The 20,397-nt window shown below is 68.4% G+C and carries 16 protein-coding genes and 1 tRNA gene; 6 read left to right on the top strand and 11 right to left on the bottom strand.

The features are described 5' to 3' along the window. Positions 1 to 4: 4 nt before the first annotated feature. Genes ACYF6T_RS34055 through ACYF6T_RS34045 form a run of 3 tightly spaced genes read left to right on the top strand, consistent with a single transcriptional unit; the run spans position 5 to position 2,613 of the window. Positions 5 to 1,078, top strand: a complete 1,074-nt coding sequence (locus ACYF6T_RS34055) for an SPFH domain-containing protein (RefSeq protein WP_461701368.1) — start codon at positions 5 to 7, stop codon at positions 1,076 to 1,078. Beyond that, positions 1,075 to 1,584, top strand: a complete 510-nt coding sequence (locus ACYF6T_RS34050) for a Pycsar system effector family protein (RefSeq protein ID WP_461701367.1) — start codon at positions 1,075 to 1,077, stop codon at positions 1,582 to 1,584. Before ACYF6T_RS34055 ends, ACYF6T_RS34050 begins: the two co-directional genes overlap by 4 nt. Before the next feature lie 27 nt (positions 1,585 to 1,611). Then, complete coding sequence (locus ACYF6T_RS34045; protein ID WP_461701365.1) at positions 1,612 to 2,613, top strand: M48 family metalloprotease; 1,002 nt, start codon at positions 1,612 to 1,614, stop codon at positions 2,611 to 2,613. Between the two features lie 53 nt (positions 2,614 to 2,666). On the opposite strand, the gene ACYF6T_RS34040 is transcribed toward ACYF6T_RS34045, so the two are convergent. From ACYF6T_RS34040 to ACYF6T_RS33995, 10 genes are all read right to left on the bottom strand, one after another. Beyond that, positions 2,667 to 6,566 carry a DNA-directed RNA polymerase subunit beta' gene (locus tag ACYF6T_RS34040; protein ID WP_461701364.1) on the bottom strand — a complete coding sequence of 1,300 codons (3,900 nt, stop codon included), beginning with the start codon at positions 6,564 to 6,566 and terminating at the stop codon, positions 2,667 to 2,669. Positions 6,567 to 6,659: 93 nt separating this feature from the next. Then, on the bottom strand, positions 6,660 to 10,145 hold the full coding sequence (rpoB, locus tag ACYF6T_RS34035) for a DNA-directed RNA polymerase subunit beta (protein WP_461701363.1): 3,486 nt from the start codon (positions 10,143 to 10,145) through the stop codon (positions 6,660 to 6,662). Between the two features lie 547 nt (positions 10,146 to 10,692). Further along, the gene (rplL, locus tag ACYF6T_RS34030) at positions 10,693 to 11,082 is read right to left on the bottom strand and encodes a 50S ribosomal protein L7/L12 (protein ID WP_461701412.1); all 390 of its coding nucleotides are present in this window, start codon (positions 11,080 to 11,082) and stop codon (positions 10,693 to 10,695) included. Between the two features lie 107 nt (positions 11,083 to 11,189). Next, complete coding sequence (rplJ, locus tag ACYF6T_RS34025; RefSeq protein WP_461701362.1) at positions 11,190 to 11,720, bottom strand: 50S ribosomal protein L10; 531 nt, start codon at positions 11,718 to 11,720, stop codon at positions 11,190 to 11,192. Between the two features lie 331 nt (positions 11,721 to 12,051). Then, positions 12,052 to 12,966 (bottom strand): LolA-like protein, encoded by a 915-nt coding sequence (locus ACYF6T_RS34020; protein WP_461701361.1) that lies wholly within the window; start codon positions 12,964 to 12,966, stop codon positions 12,052 to 12,054. 134 nt (positions 12,967 to 13,100) lie between these two features. Then, positions 13,101 to 13,826 carry a 50S ribosomal protein L1 gene (rplA, locus tag ACYF6T_RS34015; RefSeq protein WP_461701360.1) on the bottom strand — a complete coding sequence of 242 codons (726 nt, stop codon included), beginning with the start codon at positions 13,824 to 13,826 and terminating at the stop codon, positions 13,101 to 13,103. An 83-nt stretch (positions 13,827 to 13,909) separates the two neighbouring features. After that, the gene (rplK, locus tag ACYF6T_RS34010) at positions 13,910 to 14,344 is read right to left on the bottom strand and encodes a 50S ribosomal protein L11 (protein ID WP_030747472.1); all 435 of its coding nucleotides are present in this window, start codon (positions 14,342 to 14,344) and stop codon (positions 13,910 to 13,912) included. Between the two features lie 154 nt (positions 14,345 to 14,498). Beyond that, on the bottom strand, positions 14,499 to 15,362 hold the full coding sequence (gene nusG / locus ACYF6T_RS34005; RefSeq protein WP_461701359.1) for a transcription termination/antitermination protein NusG: 864 nt from the start codon (positions 15,360 to 15,362) through the stop codon (positions 14,499 to 14,501). An 80-nt stretch (positions 15,363 to 15,442) separates the two neighbouring features. Beyond that, positions 15,443 to 15,730, bottom strand: a complete 288-nt coding sequence (gene secE / locus ACYF6T_RS34000; protein ID WP_461701358.1) for a preprotein translocase subunit SecE — start codon at positions 15,728 to 15,730, stop codon at positions 15,443 to 15,445. Between the two features lie 108 nt (positions 15,731 to 15,838). After that, positions 15,839 to 15,911, bottom strand: a tRNA-Trp gene (locus tag ACYF6T_RS33995). 305 nt (positions 15,912 to 16,216) lie between these two features. Between ACYF6T_RS33995 and ACYF6T_RS33990 the strand changes: the two genes are divergently transcribed. From ACYF6T_RS33990 to ACYF6T_RS33980, 3 genes are all read left to right on the top strand, one after another. After that, entirely contained in the window at positions 16,217 to 17,443 is a 1,227-nt protein-coding gene (locus tag ACYF6T_RS33990; protein WP_461701356.1) for a pyridoxal phosphate-dependent aminotransferase, read from the top strand. A 169-nt stretch (positions 17,444 to 17,612) separates the two neighbouring features. Then, on the top strand, positions 17,613 to 18,656 hold the full coding sequence (locus ACYF6T_RS33985) for an adenosine deaminase (RefSeq protein ID WP_461701355.1): 1,044 nt from the start codon (positions 17,613 to 17,615) through the stop codon (positions 18,654 to 18,656). A gap of 85 nt (positions 18,657 to 18,741) precedes the next feature. Next, the gene (locus tag ACYF6T_RS33980; RefSeq protein WP_461701353.1) at positions 18,742 to 19,215 is read left to right on the top strand and encodes a carboxymuconolactone decarboxylase family protein; all 474 of its coding nucleotides are present in this window, start codon (positions 18,742 to 18,744) and stop codon (positions 19,213 to 19,215) included. A 32-nt stretch (positions 19,216 to 19,247) separates the two neighbouring features. On the opposite strand, the gene ACYF6T_RS33975 is transcribed toward ACYF6T_RS33980, so the two are convergent. Then, complete coding sequence (locus tag ACYF6T_RS33975) at positions 19,248 to 20,303, bottom strand: UDP-N-acetylmuramate dehydrogenase (RefSeq protein WP_461701352.1); 1,056 nt, start codon at positions 20,301 to 20,303, stop codon at positions 19,248 to 19,250. Positions 20,304 to 20,397: the final 94 nt, after the last annotated feature.

The following is a 20,397-nucleotide window of genomic DNA, read 5'->3' as shown; positions in this document are numbered from 1 at the left end:
GACCATGCCACAGACCCATCCCCCGTCCGATCCGCCTCCCGAGCAGGAGAGGCCGCCGCAGGGCTGGACGCAGGTCGAGCACCCCACCGGCGAGCAGCTCGACTGGTTCCGCCAGCAGCCCGACTACCCCGTGCCCCCGCACCGCGACGCCGACCCCGTCCGCACCGTCTGGCAGCTGCCCCGCCTCCGGCTCGGCAGCCGGCGCTTCACCGGACGCCTCGACCACGCGCTGGTCCTGGTCACCAAGCAGGGGACGTACCGGACGTTCATGCCGCCGAAGCGACCCACGTCCGTCTGGGGATACGTCGCTCTGTACGAGGTGAACACGGACCCCCACGCCTTCCAGCTGAACGTGCCCCTGCCCAGCCGGGTCGACAGCTTCGAGTTCGAGGCCACCGCCGACATCACCTGGCGCGTCGTCGATCCGGCCCTGTTCGTGGAAAGCCAGGAACGTGACGTGCCCGCACTCATCACCCGCAGGCTCTTGCGGGTGATGCGGGCAGCCGGCCGCGGTCACCCCATCGAGGCGAGCGCCGAGGCGGAGAAGGCGGTACAGCGCGCGGTGGATGCCGCCCCGCCGCTCGGCGCCGCGGAGGGCGTGGAGGTCAGCTGCTCGGTGCGGCTGCGACGCGATGCCGCCGAGCGCTCACACCAGGACCGCCTGCGTTCGGCCCGGTATGAGGCGGAGGCCGCCGAACCCGAGCACAAGGCAGCCAGCCTCCGTGAGGAGTACGCGGCGCAGCGGACAGCCAAGAAGGTCAGGTTCTACGAGTGCCAGCTGGCCCGGGGCGGTACCGCCGCGGTCGCCCTGCATCTTGCGGTGCACCCGGAGGACACCGCTCTGGTCCTGGACCGCCTGCACACCGATCAGGCACAGCTGGTGCAGGCCCAGCTGCACCTGATCGACCAGGCACTGGACAACAAGCGGCTGGAGGCCTACCAGCTCGACGAGCCCTACCAGCTCATCGCCGACCGGATGACCGCCATCCTGCGCGCGACCGGTACCCCCACCGGTGCCGAACCCCCTCCGCCGTACCCGGAGCTGTCCCTCGACAAGCACCCGGACGAAGGACCATGACCCGAGCCCCCCGCGCCCCGCGGCCCCGAGCCGACATCCGGCTGCTCGCCGACCTCCGTGGCGAGATAGGCCGCGCCGACGCCAAGGCCACGGTCCTGGTGGGCATGCTCGGCCTGACGGCGGGGCTGCTCAGCGCTCTGCTGATCAACCTGCGCTGGACCCCCGCCAGGCTTCCGGCGCCCGCCGCCCTGCTGTGGTGGGCGGGAACGGCGCTGCTGGTCACCTCGCTTCTCGCGCTGCTGCTCGCCGTCACGCCCCGCTACGGCAGAAACCGCTGGGCGCCGGGACTCCCGCTCACCTACTTCGGCGACATCCGCGAGGCCGCCCGCGCCGGCCTCCTCGGCTCGGCGCTCGCGGACACGGAACGCGCCCCCGCCCGGGCGCTGCGTGCCGCCCTCGCCGAGAACAGCCGTATCGCCGCTCGCAAGCACTTCTGGATCCGGACCGGCCTGATCGCCTTCGGCGGCTCGGCGGTCCTGCTCCCCGTGTCACTGCTCGTCGCCTGACCCCGTCCCCGCGTGAAAGGACGCGCCATGTCCCTGTTCTACGGACGGAAGGACCCCGAGGACCCCGACGAACCGGCCCGTTCGAAGAAGCAGCACGAGCCGGAAGAACCCAGGGAGGAGTCACCGTTCCCCACCGGCCGTGTCCACATATCCGCTCGTCGGCGGGGCGTGGACATCGCGGCCCTCGGCCATCTGGCGCTCCACCTCCCCCACGGGCTCGCCAGTACGGTCGTCGTGTTCGTGCTGTCGTACCTCGTCGGCATCGTCACCGGCATCGTGTGGTGGATCCCGTTCGGCTGCTGGGCGCTGAGCGGTGCCCTGGTCTTCAACGGGCCCTGCGAGCATCTGCTGGCGCGCTGGCTGCTGCGCCTTCGCTATCCGGCACCGGACGAGGAGCGGAAACTGCGGCCCGTCTGGCGGGAGGTGACCCGTCGTGGCGGGGTCGACGCGAACGCGTACCAGCTGTGGGTGCAGGAGGACGACGGGATCAACGCCTCCGCGGCGGCGGGCCACATCGTCAGCGTGACCAGCCACTCGCTGTCGACGCTCACGCCGGCCCAGCTCGGCGGTGTGCTCGCCCATGAGCTCGGCCACCACACCCGTGGCCACGCTTGGGCGTCGCTGCTGTCGTTCTGGTACGCCCTGCCGGCCCGGTTGGCCCGGCATCTCCTGCTCCGGCTGGTCCAGCGGGTGGAGCGCCCCACCGGGACCGCGGCCGTCCTGACCGTGGCCGTGATCGCAGTGGTCGTCCTCGCACTGGCGACCGCGACGTACGGCCTGGTCTTCCTTCCCCTGGCCACGCCCTACCTGGTGGCCGCGGTCTCCCGCCAGGCGGAGCTGCGCGCCGACGAACACGCGGCGGGACTCGGTTTCGCGGCGGCCCTCATATCGGTGCTGCGTGCCGAGCACGACCGGCAGGAGTCCCGCCAGGTCACCCCGGGCGGAGTGATGTTACGGCTGCTCGACTCGCATCCCGACGTCCATACGCGCATGCACCGTCTGCAGACCCACCTGGACCGCCGGCGCTGACACGCCGAAGGGCGGTCACCCCGCGGGGTGACCGCCCTCGGCTGACGTGCGCCTTACTGGTTGTACGGACCGTAGTCGTAGTCCTCCAGCGGCACGGCCTGGCCGGAGCCCGTGCCGAACGGCGAGTAGTCGATGTCGTCGTAGCCGACGGCCGAGTACATCGCGGCCTTGGCCTCCTCGGTCGGCTCGACCCGGATGTTGCGGTAACGGGACAGGCCCGTACCGGCCGGGATGAGCTTACCGATGATGACGTTCTCCTTGAGGCCGATGAGCGAGTCGGACTTGGCGTTGATCGCCGCGTCCGTGAGGACTCGCGTCGTCTCCTGGAAGGACGCCGCCGACAGCCAGGACTCCGTGGCCAGCGAGGCCTTGGTGATACCCATGAGCTGCGGACGACCGGAGGCCGGGTGACCGCCCTCCTGGACCACACGACGGTTCTCCTGCTCGAACTTCGAGCGCTCGACCAGCTCGCCGGGCAGCAGCTCGGCGTCGCCGGACTCGATGATCGTCACGCGGCGCAGCATCTGCCGGATGATGATCTCGATGTGCTTGTCGTGGATCGACACACCCTGCGAGTTGTAGACCTTCTGGACCTCGCCGACCAGGTGGACCTGGACGGCACGCTGGCCCAGGATGCGCAGCACGTCGTGCGGGTTGGTGGCACCCACGGTGAGCTTCTGGCCCACCTCGACGTGCTCGCCCTCGCTGACCAGGAGCCGGGCGCGCTTGGAGATCGGGTACGCCGTCTCGTCGCTGCCGTCGTCCGGGGTGATGACGATCTTCTTGGTCTTCTCGGTCTCCTCGATCCGGACGCGGCCGGAGGCCTCGGAGATCGGGGCGACACCCTTCGGGGTACGGGCCTCGAAGAGCTCGACGACACGCGGCAGACCCTGGGTGATGTCGTCACCGGCCACACCACCGGTGTGGAAGGTACGCATCGTCAGCTGGGTACCGGGCTCACCGATGGACTGGGCGGCGATGATGCCGACCGCCTCACCGATGTCGACCAGCTTGCCGGTGGCCAGGGAGCGGCCGTAGCACATCGCGCAGGTGCCGACGGCGGACTCGCAGGTCAGGACCGAGCGGGTCTTGACCTCCTCGACGCCGCGGCCCACGAGCTCCTCGATGAGGACGTCGCCCAGGTCGGTGCCGGCCGGGGCCAGCACCTGCCCGTCGACCACGATGTCCTCGGCGAGGCAGCGCGCGTACACGGACGTCTCGACGTTGTCCGCCTTGCGCAGCACGCCGTCCGCGCCGCGCTCCGCGATGCGGAGCTTGAGGCCGCGGTCGGTGCCGCAGTCCTCCTCGCGGATGATGACGTCCTGCGAGACGTCCACCAGACGACGGGTGAGGTAACCCGAGTCGGCGGTGCGCAGGGCGGTGTCCGCCAGACCCTTACGGGCACCGTGCGTGGAGATGAAGTACTCCAGCACGGACAGGCCCTCACGGAACGACGCCTTGATCGGACGCGGGATCGTCTCGTTCTTCGCGTTCGACACCAGACCACGCATACCGGCGATCTGACGCATCTGCATCATGTTGCCTCGTGCACCCGAGTTCACCATCATGAAGATCGGGTTGGTCTTCGGGAAGTTGTCGTTCATCGCCTCGGCGACCTCGTTGGTCGCCTTGGTCCAGATCGCGATGAGCTCCTGCGTGCGCTCGTCCTTGGTGATCAGACCGCGCTCGTACTGCTTCTGGACCTTCTCGTCCTGCGCCTCGTAGCCCTTGACGATCTCCTTCTTCGCCTCGGGAACGACGACGTCGGAGATGGCCACGGTGACACCGGAACGGGTCGCCCAGTAGAAGCCGGCCGCCTTCAGGTTGTCGAGCGTCGCCGCCACGATGACCTTCGGGTAGCGCTCGGCGAGGTCGTTGACGATCTCGGAGAGCTGCTTCTTGCCGACCTCGTAGTCGACGAACGGGTAGTCCTCGGGCAGCAGTTCGTTGAAGAGGGCCCGGCCGAGGGTCGTCTTCAGACGGAAGCTGTCACCCTGCTGCCACTCCGGCTCGCCCTCCTCCCGCACCGGCGGGGTCCAGCCGCGCGGCGGGATGGTGCCCACCGGGAAGCGGATGTCCACGCGCGACTGCAGCGAGAGCTCACCGGCGTCGAACGCCATGATCGCCTCGGCCACGGACGCGAAGGAGCGGTCCTCGCCCTTGACGTTGCGCATCTCGCCGTCGGTGGTGAGGAAGAACAGACCGAGGACCATGTCCTGGGTCGGCATCGTCACCGGACGGCCGTCGGCGGGCTTGAGGATGTTGTTCGAGGACAGCATCAGGATGCGGGCCTCGGCCTGCGCCTCCGCGGACAGCGGCAGGTGCACGGCCATCTGGTCACCGTCGAAGTCCGCGTTGAACGCGGTGCACACGAGCGGGTGGATCTGGATGGCCTTGCCCTCGACCAGCTGCGGCTCGAAGGCCTGGATGCCCAGGCGGTGCAGGGTGGGAGCACGGTTGAGCAGCACCGGGTGCTCGGCGATGACCTCTTCGAGGACGTCGTACACGACCGTGCGGCCGCGCTCCACCATGCGCTTGGCGCTCTTGATGTTCTGCGCGTGGTTCAGGTCGACCAGACGCTTCATCACGAACGGCTTGAACAGCTCCAGCGCCATCGCCTTCGGCAGACCGCACTGGTGCAGCTTCAGCTGCGGACCGACGACGATCACGGAACGCGCCGAGTAGTCGACACGCTTGCCGAGCAGGTTCTGACGGAAGCGGCCCTGCTTGCCCTTGAGCATGTCGGACAGCGACTTCAGCGGACGGTTGCCGGGGCCCGTGACCGGGCGACCACGACGGCCGTTGTCGAAGAGCGCGTCGACGGCCTCCTGGAGCATGCGCTTCTCGTTGTTGACGATGATCTCGGGCGCACCGAGGTCGAGAAGGCGCTTCAGCCGGTTGTTGCGGTTGATCACACGGCGGTACAGGTCGTTCAGGTCGGAGGTCGCGAAGCGGCCACCGTCCAGCTGCACCATCGGACGCAGGTCCGGCGGGATGACCGGGACGCAGTCCAGGACCATGCCCTTGGGGCTGTTGGAGGTCTGCAGGAACGCGGAGACGACCTTCAGCCGCTTCAGGGCGCGGGTCTTCTTCTGGCCCTTGCCGGTGCGGATGATCTCGCGGAGCTTCTCGGCCTCCTCGTCGAGGTCGAAGGACTCCAGGCGCTTCTGCAGCGCCGCGGCACCCATCGAACCGTCGAAGTACGTGCCGAAGCGGTCCCGCAGCTCGCGGTAGAGGAGCTCGTCGCCCTCCAGGTCCTGGACCTTGAGGTTCTTGAACCGGGTCCACACCTCGTCGAGGCGGTCGATCTCGCGCTGCGCACGGTCGCGCAGCTGCTTCATCTCGCGCTCGGCACCCTCGCGCACCTTGCGGCGCACGTCGGCCTTGGCGCCCTCGGCCTCCAGCTCGGCCAGGTCGCTTTCCAGCTTCTTGGCGCGGGCCTCCAGGTCGGCGTCCCGGCGGTTCTCGATCTGCTGGCGCTCGACCGAGACGTGCGCCTCCAGGGAGGGCAGGTCGCGGGTACGGCGCTCCTCGTCGACGTACGTGATCATGTACGCCGCGAAGTAGATGACCTTCTCCAGGTCCTTCGGGGCCAGGTCGAGCAGGTAGCCCAGGCGCGACGGGACGCCCTTGAAGTACCAGATGTGCGTGACGGGGGCGGCCAGTTCGATGTGGCCCATCCGCTCACGGCGCACCTTGGCGCGAGTCACCTCGACGCCGCAGCGCTCACAGATGATGCCCTTGAACCGGACACGCTTGTACTTGCCGCAGTAGCACTCCCAGTCCCGGGTCGGACCGAAGATCTTCTCGCAGAAGAGTCCGTCCTTTTCCGGCTTGAGGGTGCGGTAGTTGATGGTCTCGGGCTTCTTGACCTCGCCGTGGCTCCACTGACGGATGTCGTCAGCGGTGGCCAGGCCGATCCGGAGCTCGTCGAAGAAGTTGACGTCGAGCACTATGCGTCAATCCCTCTCAGGGTCGTAATTCTCTGGTCTGTACGGGGGTCACCGGGGTCGGCGGGCCTTGGTGGCAGGCCCGCCGGACTCCCGTCAGACCTCTTCGACGCTGCTCGGCTCGCGCCGGGACAGGTCGATGCCGAGCTCCTCCGCAGCGCGGAAGACATCCTCGTCGGTGTCACGCATCTCGATGGACATACCGTCGCTGGACAGCACCTCCACGTTCAGGCACAGGGACTGCATCTCCTTGATGAGGACCTTGAAGGACTCGGGGATGCCCGGCTCGGGGATGTTCTCGCCCTTGACGATGGCCTCGTAGACCTTCACGCGGCCGGTGACGTCGTCGGACTTGATGGTCAGCAGCTCCTGGAGGGCGTACGCGGCGCCGTACGCCTCCAGCGCCCACACCTCCATCTCGCCGAAGCGCTGGCCACCGAACTGGGCCTTACCACCCAGCGGCTGCTGGGTGATCATCGAGTACGGGCCGGTCGAGCGGGCGTGCAGCTTGTCGTCGACCAGGTGGTGCAGCTTCAGGATGTACATGTAGCCGACCGAGATCGGGTCCGGGAACGGCTCGCCGCTGCGGCCGTCGAACAGCCGCGCCTTGCCGGACGGCAGGACCATGCGGTCGCCGTCGCGGTTGGGCAGGGTGTTCTCCAGCAGACCGGCCAGCTCGTCCTCGCGGGCACCGTCGAAGACCGGGGTCGCGACGTTCGTGCGGGCCGGCACCTGGTCGGCGCCGATGGCCTGCAGGCGCTGCGCCCACTCGTCCGCGAGGCCGGAGACGTCCCAGCCCTGGCTGGCGAGCCAGCCGAGGTGGATCTCCAGGACCTGTCCCGGGTTCATTCGGGACGGCACACCCAGCGGGTTGAGGATGATGTCGACCGGGGTGCCGTCCTCCAGGAACGGCATGTCCTCGATCGGCAGGATCTTGGAGATGACGCCCTTGTTGCCGTGGCGGCCGGCGAGCTTGTCACCGTCGGTGATCTTGCGCTTCTGCGCGACGTAGACGCGCACCAGCTGGTTCACACCGGGGGGAAGCTCGTCGCCCTCCTCGCGGTCGAAGACGCGCACGCCGATGACCTTGCCGGTCTCGCCGTGCGGCACCTTCAGCGAGGTGTCACGGACCTCACGGGCCTTCTCACCGAAGATCGCGCGCAGCAGGCGCTCCTCCGGCGTCAGCTCGGTCTCGCCCTTCGGGGTGACCTTGCCGACCAGGATGTCGCCGGCGATGACCTCGGCGCCGATGCGGATGATGCCGCGCTCGTCGAGGTCGGCGAGGACCTCCTCGGAGACGTTCGGGATGTCCCGGGTGATCTCCTCGGGGCCGAGCTTGGTGTCACGGGCGTCGACCTCGTGCTCCTCGATGTGGATCGAGGAGAGGACGTCGTCCTGCACGAGGCGCTGCGACAGGATGATCGCGTCCTCGTAGTTGTGACCCTCCCACGGCATGAACGCGACCAGCAGGTTCTTGCCGAGCGCCATCTCGCCGTTCTGGGTGGCCGGGCCGTCGGCGAGGACCTGGCCCTCGATGACGCGGTCGCCCTCGTTGACGATGACCTTCTGGTTGACCGAGGTGCCCTGGTTGGAGCGGGCGAACTTGGCCAGCCGGTAGGTGATGTAGGTGCCGTCGTCGTTGGCGGTGGTGATGTAGTCCGCGGAGACCTCCTGGACCACACCGGCCTTCTCGGCCTTGACCACGTCGCCGGCGTCGACCGCGGAGCGGTACTCCATGCCGGTGCCGACGAGCGGGGCCTCGCTCTTGATCAGCGGCACGGCCTGGCGCATCATGTTCGCGCCCATGAGGGCGCGGTTGGCGTCGTCGTGCTCGAGGAACGGGATCATGGCGGTCGCGACCGACACCATCTGGCGCGGCGAGACGTCCATGTAGTTGACGTCCTCGGGGCTGACGTAGTCGACCTCGCCGCCACGGCGGCGGACCAGGACGCGGGCCTCGGCGAAGCGGAGGTCGTCCGTCAGCGTGGCGTTGGCCTGCGCGATGACGAATCGGTCCTCTTCGTCGGCGGTCAGGTAGTCGACGTCGTCGGTGACCTGGCCGTCGACGACCTTGCGGTACGGGGTCTCGACGAAACCGAACGCGTTCACACGGCCGTAGGAGGCGAGCGAGCCGATCAGACCGATGTTCGGGCCTTCGGGCGTCTCGATCGGGCACATGCGGCCGTAGTGCGACGGGTGCACGTCACGGACCTCGAAGCCGGCCCGCTCACGGGAGAGACCACCCGGACCAAGGGCCGACAGACGGCGCTTGTGGGTGAGACCCGACAGCGGGTTGTTCTGGTCCATGAACTGCGACAGCTGGCTGGTGCCGAAGAACTCCTTGATGGAGGCGACGACCGGCCGGATGTTGATCAGGGTCTGCGGCGTGATCGCCTCGACGTCCTGGGTCGTCATACGCTCGCGGACGACGCGCTCCATACGGGCCAGACCGGTGCGGACCTGGTTCTGGATGAGCTCGCCGACGCTGCGCAGACGACGGTTGCCGAAGTGGTCGATGTCGTCGGTCTCGACGACGATCGTCTCGCCGCTGTCGCCGACCGTCTCGGTCTCGCCGGCGTGCAGCTTCACCAGGTACTTGATCGTCGAGATGATGTCCTCGACGGTCAGGATGCCCGCGTCCAGCGGAGCGTCCGCACCCAGCTTCTTGTTGACCTTGTAGCGGCCGACCTTGGCGAGGTCGTAGCGCTTGGGGTTGAAGTAGAGGTTCTCCAGCAGCGTCTGCGCGGCCTCACGCGTGGGGGGCTCGCCCGGGCGCAGCTTGCGGTAGATGTCGAGCAGCGCGTCGTCCTGGCCCTGGGTGTGGTCCTTCTCCAGGGTGGCGCGCATCGACTCGTACTCGCCGAACTCCTCCAGGATCTGCTCGGTCGTCCAGCCGAGCGCCTTCAGGAGCACGGTGACCGACTGCTTGCGCTTGCGGTCGATGCGGACGCCGACCATGTCGCGCTTGTCGATCTCCATCTCCAGCCAGGCACCCCGGGAGGGGATGATCTTGGCCGAGAAGATGTCCTTGTCGGACGTCTTGTCGATGGTGGAGTCGAAGTAGACGCCGGGCGAGCGGACCAGCTGCGACACCACGACACGCTCGGTGCCGTTGATGACGAAGGTGCCCTTGTTGGTCATGAGCGGGAAGTCGCCCATGAAGACCGTCTGGGACTTGATCTCGCCGGTCTCGTTGTTGGTGAACTCGGCCGTGACGAAGAGCGGGGCGGCGTACGTGAAGTCGCGCTCCTTGCACTCGTCGATGCTGTTCTTCGGCGGCTCGAAACGGTGGTCGCGGAACGTCAGCGACATCGACCCGGAGAAGTCCTCGATCGGGGAGATCTCCTCGAAGATCTCCTCCAGACCGGACTTGGTGGGGACGTCCTGACCGGACTCCAGAGCCTCCTCGACCCGACTCTGCCAAGCGGTGTTGCCGAGCAGCCAGTCAAAGCTCTCGGTCTGCAGCGCGAGCAGGTTGGGAACCTCGAGAGGCTCCTTGATCTTTGCAAAGGAGATGCGCAGCGGGGCGGTGCTGGCGCCGTTGTTCGTATTCGCGGTCGAGGCAGTGCGCGAGGCGGCCAAGAGGGGGTCCTTCCGAGGGCTCGGACTCACTACGCGCGTACCGGTCCCTCTCCCATGCACAGAGACAGAAACCCCAGGTCAGGAGTGTTCTGATCGTCAATGCTCAAGCGAGGGCATGCCCCTGGTGACGGGCAGGGGACAGCTAACAGGCAGCGCAAAGGGTCAGTGTAGCCACTTGGCGCACTGATGTCCAGCCCCGATTTTCTGTGACCCTCGTTGTCCTCAACGCCCTTGGCATGCTTGCCCTCAACGCACGTTGATACTGCCCTCTTCGTCGCCGATCCATGCCTCGGATTCGGACCGTTCTGGCGACGCGTCCTGAGAATTGCGCGCTGCGTGCGGTTCGTCAAGGCCCCCCAGCCCGACCGGGGCTGTCGGGAGACACGACGAAGATCACCATACCCCTCGTCTCCGAGGCCGCAAGGCAACCGCGGCCGCGCCCCCAGGAACGCCGAGGAGCGACCACCCGGATGGATGATCGCTCCTCGCCGCTTACGCGTTACAGCCCAGAGGGCCGCACAGCACAGCCGTGTGGCTGCGAGAGGTCTTACTTGACCTCGACGGAGGCGCCGGCGCCCTCGAGGGCCTCCTTGGCCTTGTCGGCGGCCTCCTTGTTGACCTTCTCCAGAACCGGCTTCGGCGCACCGTCGACCAGGTCCTTGGCCTCCTTCAGGCCCAGGGAGGTCAGCTCGCGCACGACCTTGATGACCTGGATCTTCTTGTCGCCGGCACCGGAGAGGATGACGTCGAACTCGTCCTTCTCCTCGGGGGCCTCGGCGGCGGCGCCACCGGCGGCACCACCGGCGACGACGACCGGGGCGGCCGCGGCGGCGGTGACGTCGAACTTCTCCTCGAACGCCTTCACGAACTCGGAGAGCTGGATGAGGGTCATGTTCTCGAACTCGGCGAGCAGTTCGTCCTGGGTGAGAGCCACGATGGCTTTCCTTCCACTAATTCGGCTGGTGCCGGATGTACATGTCTGGCGGGCGTACGTTCGGCCCGCTACGACCCCCGCGTCAGGCGGCGGTCATTGTGCGAGCCGAGTTACTCGGCACCGCCCTGCTCGTCCTGCTTGGCACGGAGCGCGTCCACGGTGCGGACGAGCTTCGACGGCAGCGCCTGGAAGACGGAGGCAGCCTGGGACTGCTTCGCCTTGAAGGCACCGGCCAGCTTGGAGAGCAGAACCTCGCGGGACTCGAGGTCCGCAAGCTTCTTGATCTCGTCGGCGGACAACGCCTTGCCGTCAAGGACACCGCCCTTGATGACGAGATTCGGGTTGTCCTTGGCGAAGTCACGGAGACCCTTCGCCGACTCCACCGGGTCACCGGTGACGAAGGCGACAGCCGTCGGACCGTTGAACAGGTCGTCCAGCGTCGTGATCCCGGCCTCGTTGGCCGCAATCTTGGTCAGCGTGTTCTTCACCACGGCGTACTGGGCGTTCTCACCGAGCGACCGGCGCAGCGTCTTGAGCTGCGCCACGGTGAGACCGCGGTACTCGGTCAGCACGGCAGCGCTGGAGTTGCGGAACTGCTCCGTCAACTCGGCCACCGCGGCAGCCTTGTCGGGCCTCGCCATAGAGCCTCGGCCTCCTTCCGGGTGATTCGGACCGCGCGGACCCGAAGGAGGACTGGGGAAAACGAAACGCCCCGGCGCAGGCGCACGGGGCGGACTCGACCGGCCGTACACACGCGGGGCGTGCACTCCGGGAGCTCTTCCACTGTCACCTGCGCGGGTCGCCCGCATTTTCAGCGGATCCTTCGGCCACCGCGCCCTCTCGTGAGCGCACGGCAACGACCAGCGGTCTTTGGCTTCTGTAGGAGAGTACGGGACCGGATCCCGGTCAAGCAAATCCGGTCCCTACGACGGCCCAGGGACCCGGCGGCCCGGCCGCCCGGCCGCCCGGCGGTCAGGACGTCGTCCCGGCCCCGCCCTGCTGCCCGACCAGCTTGGTGAAGTCCTCGGTGTCGCCCGCCGGCGGCTGGGCGGCCAAGACCTTCACGCCGTAGTCGCTGTAGTACGCGGTCTGCGTGTACGAGCCGGCCGACATCTCGCCCTTCTCGATCTTCTTGACCAGCAGATCGTGGTCGTCGACCCAGATGTCCACCGTCTCCGTGGTCACCCCGGCCTGGGTGAGCTGCTTCTTCAGGTCGGCGAGCTGGCCCGCGCTCAGCCCGGAGTTCCTCTTGGCGAGGTCGGCCACGTCCAGCGTGCCCGCGTAGTGCGTGGTGTCCTGACCGCGCACCTTCTCCTCGCCGACCTTCTGCACGTCCCCGGAGGCCAGCAGGAGCTTCACCGACTGGTTGGGGGTGGTGTGCCGCATCTGGTCCTTGAGGTAGGCGCCGGAGCCGCCGCCGAGGCGGGCGAGGTCGTCGTAGCCGTAGCGGATCCAGTGCTTGCCGCCCGTCTGCCGGGCGAACTTCTCCCCCATGCGCGCGTAGTACGCGTCGGACAGGTAGCGGGCCTCCATGGAGGTGGTGCCCAGTTGGCGCATGGCGTCGGCCATCTGGCCGCCGGTGTAGGTGATGGTGAGGGTGCCGGTGATGCCGTCCGACCAGCCCATGGCGCCGTCGGCCTTCATCGACATCAGGGAGCCCATGGTCGTGGTGGACTCGACCCTGGCGGAGTCGGCCGCGTCGGTGGACTTCTCGGCGCTGCGCAGGGCCGCGAGGGGGCTGACGCGGGTCGTGCCCCCGCCGGACGCCGACGCCCCCTCGTCCTTGCCGGAGCCCCCGGAGGAGCCCGAGGAGCTGCAGGCGGCCACTCCCGCCAGGGCGGTCACCGCCGCGACCGCGAGGCCCACCCGGCGCACGTTCGTCCCCATCGTCGTTCCCCCCTGTGCGATTCCTGTCCCGCACGCTAACGCACGGCACCGACACGCGTACCCGGAAAACGAGACGGGCCCCGCACCTCGGAAGGTTGCGGGGCCCGTCGTCCGACAGGGGGTGAGCCTCAGGCTCAGACCGCGGCCGGGTCCTCCTCGACGAGGAGGTTGCGCGTGCGGTTCGGGTCGACCGGGATGCCGGGGCCCATGGTGGTGGTGATGGCGGCCTTCTTGATGTAGCGCCCCTTGGCGGCGGACGGCTTCAGACGGAGGATCTCCTCCAGCGCGGCGCCGTAGTTCTCCACCAGCTTGCTGTCGTCGAACGACGTCTTGCCGATGATGAAGTGCAGGTTCGAGTGCTTGTCGACGCGGAACTCGATCTTGCCGCCCTTGATGTCGGTGACGGCCTTGGCCACGTCGGGGGTGACGGTGCCGGTCTTCGGGTTCGGCATCAGACCACGCGGGCCGAGGACGCGGCCGAGGCGGCCGACCTTGCCCATGAGGTCCGGGGTGGCGACGACGGCGTCGAAGTCCAGGCGGCCCTTGGAGACCTCATCGATCAGCTCGTCGGCGCCGACGATGTCGGCGCCCGCGGCACGCGCGGCCTCGGCACGGTCACCGGTCGCGAAGACCAGGACCCGGGCGGTCTTGCCGGTGCCGTGCGGAAGGTTCACGGTGCCACGGACCATCTGGTCGGCCTTGCGCGGGTCGACACCCAGACGGAAGGCGACCTCGACGGTGCCGTCGAACTTGGTCGTGGAGGTCTCCTTGGCGAGGCGGACGGCTTCGAGCGGGGCGTACAGCTTCTCCCGGTCGACCTTCGCGTCCGCAGCCTTGAGAGCCTTGCTGCGCTTGCTCACTACTGCTCCTGTGTGTTCTTAGGAGTCGTGGTGCGGGCCGAGCAGGCCCTGCCACGGTTCTGTTGTGTACGGGGGGGTGGGGCTCAGCCCTCGACCGTGACGCCCATGGAACGGGCGGTGCCGGCGATGATCTTCGCGGCGGCGTCCAGGTCGTTGGCGTTCAGGTCGGGCATCTTGGTCTGGGCGATCTCGCGGACCTGCGCCTCGGTGATCTTGGCGACCTTGGTCTTGTGCGGCTCGCCGGAGCCCTTCTCCACACCCGCGGCCTTGAGGATCATCTTGGCGGCCGGCGGCGTCTTGGTGACGAAGGTGAAGGAGCGGTCCTCGTAGACCGTGATCTCCACCGGGATCACCCAGCCGCGCTGCGACTCGGTGGCCGCGTTGTAGGCCTTGCAGAACTCCATGATGTTCACGCCGTGCTGACCCAGCGCGGGGCCGACCGGCGGGGCCGGGTTGGCGGCGCCGGCCTGGATCTGGAGCTTGATGAGCCCCGTGACCTTCTTCTTCTTGGGAGGCATTACGGGTCCTCTCCCACTTCCTTGTCGATTTCCTGGTGCCGAAAGGCAACCGCACAACCTTAACGGGTGGCGCTGCGCGGCTAAAAACCGAGCAGGTCAGACAGGCTGTGGCAGCCTGCCTGACCCGGTCGGTGGCTTTGTGTCGCCGAAGGCGTCAGTTCTTCTGGATCTGGTCGAAGCTCAGCTCGACCGGCGTCTCGCGGCCGAAGATCTCCACCAGGCCCTTGACCTTCTTCGAGTCGGGGTTGATCTCGTTGATGGTCGCCTGCAGCGTGGCGAACGGGCCGTCGGTGACGGTGACCGAGTCGCCGACCTCGAAGTCCAGCACCTGGACCTCGACCTTGCGCTGCGGAGCCGGCTTGCCCTCGGCCTCGGCGGCCTCGCGCGCGGCCTTCTCCTCGGCCTCCGGGGCGAGCATCTTGACGATCTCGTCCAGGGTCAGCGGGTACGGGTCGTAGGCGTTGCCCACGAAGCCGGTGACGCCCGGCGTGTTGCGGACGACGCCCCAGGACTCGTTCGTCAGGTCCATGCGGACCAGGACGTAACCCGGCAGCTTGTTCTGCTTGATCGTCTTGCGGTCGCCGTTCTTGATCTGGACGACCTCCTCCTGCGGCACCTCGGCCTGGAAGATGTAGTCCTCGACGTTCAGCGAGACGGCGCGCTGCTCCAGGTTGGTCTTCACGCGGTTCTCGTAACCCGCGTACGTGTGGATGACGTACCACTCGCCGGGAAGGGAGCGCAGCTCCTCGCGCAGGGCCTCGACCGGGTCGACCGGCTCGGCCTCTTCCTCCTCCTCGGCTTCCGCGACGGCCTCGGTGTCGTCCGCGCCCTCGTCCTCGGAGTCGACGTCCGCGTCGTCCTCGTCCACGACCTCCAGGGCGGCCTCCTCGGCCGGCTCCCCCGCCTCGGCCTCGGCAGCCTCGAACTCGTCCTGCTCGTCCGCGCCCTCGACGATGTCGAGCTCGTCGTCGACAGACTCGTCGGGCTCGATGGCGTCGTTCAGGTTCTGCTCAGACACGGTGGCTGCTTCTTCCTGGATACATAGGGGTGGAACACGCGAAAGGGGCGCCGGTAACCACGGCGCCCTTCGCTGACGGCTCAGCCGAATACGTACTTGGCCGCGTGGTTGAGCCCATAGTCAATCACGGTCACCAGGGCGATCATGATGGCCACGAAGAAGATCACCACGGTGGTGTACGACGTCAGCTGGTTACGCGTCGGCCAGACGACCTTGCGCAGCTCCGCGACGATCTGGCGGTAGAAGATGCCGAGTCGCTTGAACGGGCCCTTCTTGGCGCGCTTGCCACCCTTGCGGGCCTTCTTCTTCGTTTCCTGCGCCTCGTCCTGGGCGTCAGGCGTGTCGATGGAGCCCACGGCGTCCGCCATTAGTCCTCACCTGATCCCGGGTCGTGGCCGTGCCGCGCCCGGTCTGAGCCGCACGGCGGTGCAGTGCTGTACGTACATGCGCACACATCCTGGCGAAGGTGTGTGTAGCAGGGCCGGAGGGACTTGAACCCCCAACCGCCGGTTTTGGAGACCGGTGCTCTACCAATTGAGCTACGACCCTTTGGTTCTCCCCAAACGTACCGCATCCGGGCGGATGCTCGGTGTGCACCTGCCGGGGACGGCCCGTCTGAGGCCAACGAGGAGAGAGTGTACGTGTTCCGGAGCCGGGCGTCGAACAGAAAGTGCCTGTAGGGGCTTTGATCGCGGAACATCCACGGCCCGGACGCGGCCCGAACGCGGCCCGGACACGGAAGACCGCCCTGTACGGAGCCTGTGCCGGGCGCCGGATCCGGACGGGTGTTCAGTCGTTGTTCAGTCTGTGAAACCCGCGTGCCGCGCCGGTTTCCGGTCTGAAACGATGGGCTCATGAGCGCTGCAACCCCTCCCACCGAGCGCCGGGTCTCCGCCCGAGTCGGCGCGATCTCCGAGTCCGCCACCCTCGCCGTGGACGCCAAGGCCAAGGCCCTCAAGGCCGCCGGGCGCCCGGTGATCGGCTTCGGCGCCGGTGAGCCCGACTTCCCGACGCCCGACTACATCGTCGAGGCCGCGATCGAGGCCTGCAAGAACCCGAAGTACCACCGGTACACCCCGGCCGGCGGTCTGCCCGAGCTGAAGTCCGCGATCGCCGCGAAGACGCTGCGCGACTCCGGCTGGGAGCCCGACGTCTCGCAGATCCTGGTCACCAACGGTGGCAAGCAGGCCATCTACGAGGCCTTCGCCGCGATCCTCGACCCGGGCGACGAGGTCATCGTTCCGGCCCCGTACTGGACGACGTACCCGGAGTCGATCCGGCTCGCGGGCGGTGTGCCGGTCGAGGTGGTCGCCGACGAGACGACCGGCTACCGGGTCTCCGTGGAGCAGCTGGAGGCGGCCCGTACGGAGAAGACCAAGGTCGTCCTCTTCGTGTCGCCGTCGAACCCGACCGGCGCGGTGTACTCCGAGGCCGAGACCGAGGCGATCGGCCGCTGGGCCGTCGAGCACGGCCTGTGGGTGCTGACCGACGAGATCTACGAGCACCTGGTGTACGGCGACGCGGTCTCCGTGTCCCTGCCGGCGCTGCTGCCCGAGCTGCGGGACAAGTGCATCGTCGTCAACGGTGTCGCGAAGACGTACGCGATGACCGGTTGGCGCGTGGGCTGGGTCATCGGCCCGAAGGACGTCGTCAAGGCGGCCACCAACCTCCAGTCGCACGCCACGTCGAACGTGTCCAACGTCGCGCAGGTGGCGGCGCTGGCGGCGGTGTCGGGTGGCCTGGACGCGGTCGCGGCGATGCGCGAGGCGTTCGACCGGCGCCGCAAGACCATCGTGCGGATGCTGAACGAGATCGAGGGCGTCGTCTGCCCCGAGCCGGAGGGCGCGTTCTACGCCTACCCGTCGGTGAAGGCGCTGCTCGGCAAGGAGATCCGCGGCAAGCGGCCGCAGGACACGGTCGAGCTGGCCGCGCTGATCCTGGAGGAGGCCGAGGTCGCGGTCGTCCCGGGTGAGGCGTTCGGTACGCCGGGGTACCTGCGGCTGTCGTACGCCCTGGGGGACGAGGACCTCGTCGAGGGCGTGTCGCGGATCCAGAAGCTGCTGGCGGAGGCTCGGGACTGACGCTCCCGGGGTGGACTTCCGGTGTGGAGCGGGCTCCCTCGGGTGAGGGGGTCCGCTTTCTTTTGTGTTTTCTCTTGTGTGCGTTCTGCGCACGCGTTCTTTGTGCGAGCAAGACCACTAAAGGGGAATCGGCTACCGGGACGGCGGCGGCGTACGGCAGGATCCTGGAATGGAGCGTGTACGTGATGTCTCTGAGCTGCCGAAGGCCCATCTGCACCTGCACTTCACCGGGTCGATGCGGCCCGGGACCGTCCTCGAGCTGGCCGACAAGTACGGAGTACGGCTTCCCGAAGCGCTGACGGAGGCGCTGACCAGCGGGGAGCCGCCGCGGCTGCGGGCCACCGACGAGCGCGGCTGGTTCCGTTTCCAGCGGCTGTACGACGCGGCGCGCTCGTGCCTCAGGGAGCCCGAGGACATACAGCGGCTGGTCCGGGAGGCGGCAGAGGAGGACCTCAGGGACGGCTCGGGGTGGCTGGAGATCCAGGTCGACCCGACGTCGTACGCGCCCCGGCTGGGCGGGCTGATCCCGGCTCTGGAGATCATCCTGGACGCGGTCGAGACGACCTCGCGCGAGACGGGGCTGGGGATGCGGGTGCTCGTCGCCGCGAACCGTATGAAGCACCCGCTCGACGCGCGGACGCTGGCCCGGCTCGCGGTGCGGTACGCCGACCGCGGTGTGGTCGGGTTCGGGCTGTCCAACGACGAACGGCGGGGCATGGCCCGGGACTTCGACCGGGCGTTTCACATCGCGCGGGAGGGCGGGCTGCTGTCCGCGCCGCACGGGGGTGAGCTGACGGGGCCGTCGTCCGTACGGGACTGTCTTGACGACCTGCACGCCGATCGGCTGGGGCACGGTGTGCGGGCGGCCGAGGACCCGCGGCTGCTGCGGCGGCTGGCGGAGAAGGGCGTGACGTGCGAGGTGTGTCCTGCGTCGAACGTCGCGCTGGGCGTGTACGAGAAGCCTGAGGACGTGCCGTTGCGGACCCTGTACGAGGCCGGGGTGCCGATGGCTCTCGGCGCCGACGATCCGCTGTTGTTCGGGGCGCGTCTCGCCGCGCAGTACGAGATCGCGCGGCGGCATCACGCCTTCACGGACGAGGAGCTGGCGGAGCTGGCCCGGCAGTCGATCCGTGCGTCCGCCGCTCCGGAGGGGGTCAAGGCGGAGCTCTTGGGTGGGGTGGACGGGTGGTTGGGGGGCGGGGAGGAGGGGTGACTCAGGTCACATGCGGGTCTGTCACATCGGGGCGGGCCGTGCCGTCAAGGAGGTGTAACCGTCCACAACGGCACTGGAGTCCACCATGGAAGCTCGCCTCAACCTCTTCGCCAACCCCGTCGCCGGCAAGTTCCTGCGGTACATCAACACCGCAGGCAAGGCGATCTCCGAGTCGTCGCTGCCGGCGGCGACGCAGGAGCTGGTGAAGATCCGCGCGAGTCAGATCAACGGCTGCGGTTTCTGCACCGACATGCACACCAAGGACGCGGCCGCTGCGGGCGAGACCGCGCAGCGGCTGCACCTGGTCGCGGCCTGGAGGGAGGCCAAGGTGTTCACCGAGGCCGAGCGGGCCGCGCTGGAACTGGCCGAGCAGGGCACCCGGATCGCCGACGCGGCCGGGGGTGTGCCGGACGAGGTGTGGGAGAACGCCGCCAAGCACTACGACGAGGAGCAGCTCGCCGCGCTGGTGGGGCTCATCGCGCTCATCAACACGTACAACCGCCTGAACGTCATCGTCCAGCAGCCTGCGGGCGACTACGAGGTGGGGATGTTCGGCTGACGGCTGACTGAGGTGTTCTTCAGGGGTGGCCCCTAGAGGGTCACCCCTACCGTCACCGGTTCGTTGACCAGCGTGATCCCGAACGTCTCGCGTACGCCCGCCACGACCTCGCGGGCCAGCGCGAGGAGGTCCTCGGTGGTGGCGTCGCCTCGGTTGGTGAGGGCGAGGGTGTGCTTGGTGGAGATGCGGGCGGGGCCGGTGCCGTAGCCCTTCGTGAAACCGGCCTTGTCGATCAGCCAGGCCGCGGAGGTCTTGGTGCGGCCGTCTCCCGCGGGGTAGGCGGGCGGTTCCACGTCCTCGCCCAGGTGCGCGTGCACGCGTGCGTGGAACGCGGCGAACTGCTCGTCGGTGAGGATCGGGTTGGTGAAGAAGGAACCCGCCGACCAGGTGTCGTGGTCCTCGGGGTCGAGAACCATGCCCTTGCCGGCGCGGAGCTTCAGTACCGTCTCGCGGGCGTCGGCGAGGGGTACGCGGTCGCCGGGCTCGACGCCCAGGGCGCGGGCCGTCTCGGCGTACTTGATCGGGGCCGACAGGCCGTCGGCGTCCTCCAGCTCGAAGCGGACGCGCAGGACGATGTAGCGCTCGGGGTCGGCCTTGAAGCGGCTGTGGCGGTAGGAGAAGGCGCAGTCGGCGTTGGTGAGGGTGACGGTGCGGCCGGCGTGGCGGTCGTAGGCGATCACCTCGGTGATCGTCGAGGAGACCTCCTGGCCGTAGGCGCCGACGTTCTGGATGGGGGTGGCGCCCGCGGAGCCGGGGATGCCGGCGAGGCATTCGATGCCGGCGAGTCCGGCCTCCACGGTGCGGGTGACCGCGTCCGTCCAGGTCTCGCCGGCCGCGAGTTCGAGGGTGGTGCCGTGCAGTTCCGCGCCGGTGGTGGCGATGCGCAGGGCGGTGCCGTCGAAGCCCTTGTCGCCGATGACGAGGTTGGAGCCGCCGCCGATGACGAGCAGCGGGGTTCTGCTGTCGTCGGCTTCGCGGACCGCGTCGATCACCTCGGCGTCGGTGGTCGCGGTGAGCAGTCGCGTTGCGGGGCCGCCCAGCCGGAAGGTGGTCAGGGGGGCCAGGGGGGCGTCGTGTCGTACCTGCACGGGCTCTAGGGTACGGGTGCCTGCGGCGCCTGTGCGGGTTCGGTGGGGGTGCACGTAGCGCCTGCGGTGTGGGGTGGGGTCGGGGCCGGGGGGG

It is taken from the genome of Streptomyces sp. 7R007 (genome assembly GCF_054850255.1).
Note: the sequence above shows the minus strand (reverse complement) of the source record. Positions and strands in the feature narration are given on the sequence as shown.

What these genes read in the sequence shown, in the direction of transcription:
- ACYF6T_RS34055 (WP_461701368.1), top strand. Translation starts at nt 5, where the DNA reads ATGCCACAGACCCATCCCCCGTCCGATCCGCCTCCCGAGCAGGAGAGG.
- ACYF6T_RS34050 (WP_461701367.1), top strand. Translation starts at nt 1,075, where the DNA reads ATGACCCGAGCCCCCCGCGCCCCGCGGCCCCGAGCCGACATCCGGCTG.
- ACYF6T_RS34045 (WP_461701365.1), top strand. Translation starts at nt 1,612, where the DNA reads ATGTCCCTGTTCTACGGACGGAAGGACCCCGAGGACCCCGACGAACCG.
- rplJ (WP_461701362.1), bottom strand. Translation starts at nt 11,720, where the DNA reads ATGGCGAGGCCCGACAAGGCTGCCGCGGTGGCCGAGTTGACGGAGCAG.
- ACYF6T_RS34020 (WP_461701361.1), bottom strand. Translation starts at nt 12,966, where the DNA reads ATGGGGACGAACGTGCGCCGGGTGGGCCTCGCGGTCGCGGCGGTGACC.
- rplK (WP_030747472.1), bottom strand. Translation starts at nt 14,344, where the DNA reads ATGCCTCCCAAGAAGAAGAAGGTCACGGGGCTCATCAAGCTCCAGATC.
- secE (WP_461701358.1), bottom strand. Translation starts at nt 15,730, where the DNA reads ATGGCGGACGCCGTGGGCTCCATCGACACGCCTGACGCCCAGGACGAG.
- ACYF6T_RS33990 (WP_461701356.1), top strand. Translation starts at nt 16,217, where the DNA reads ATGAGCGCTGCAACCCCTCCCACCGAGCGCCGGGTCTCCGCCCGAGTC.
- ACYF6T_RS33985 (WP_461701355.1), top strand. Translation starts at nt 17,613, where the DNA reads ATGGAGCGTGTACGTGATGTCTCTGAGCTGCCGAAGGCCCATCTGCAC.
- ACYF6T_RS33980 (WP_461701353.1), top strand. Translation starts at nt 18,742, where the DNA reads ATGGAAGCTCGCCTCAACCTCTTCGCCAACCCCGTCGCCGGCAAGTTC.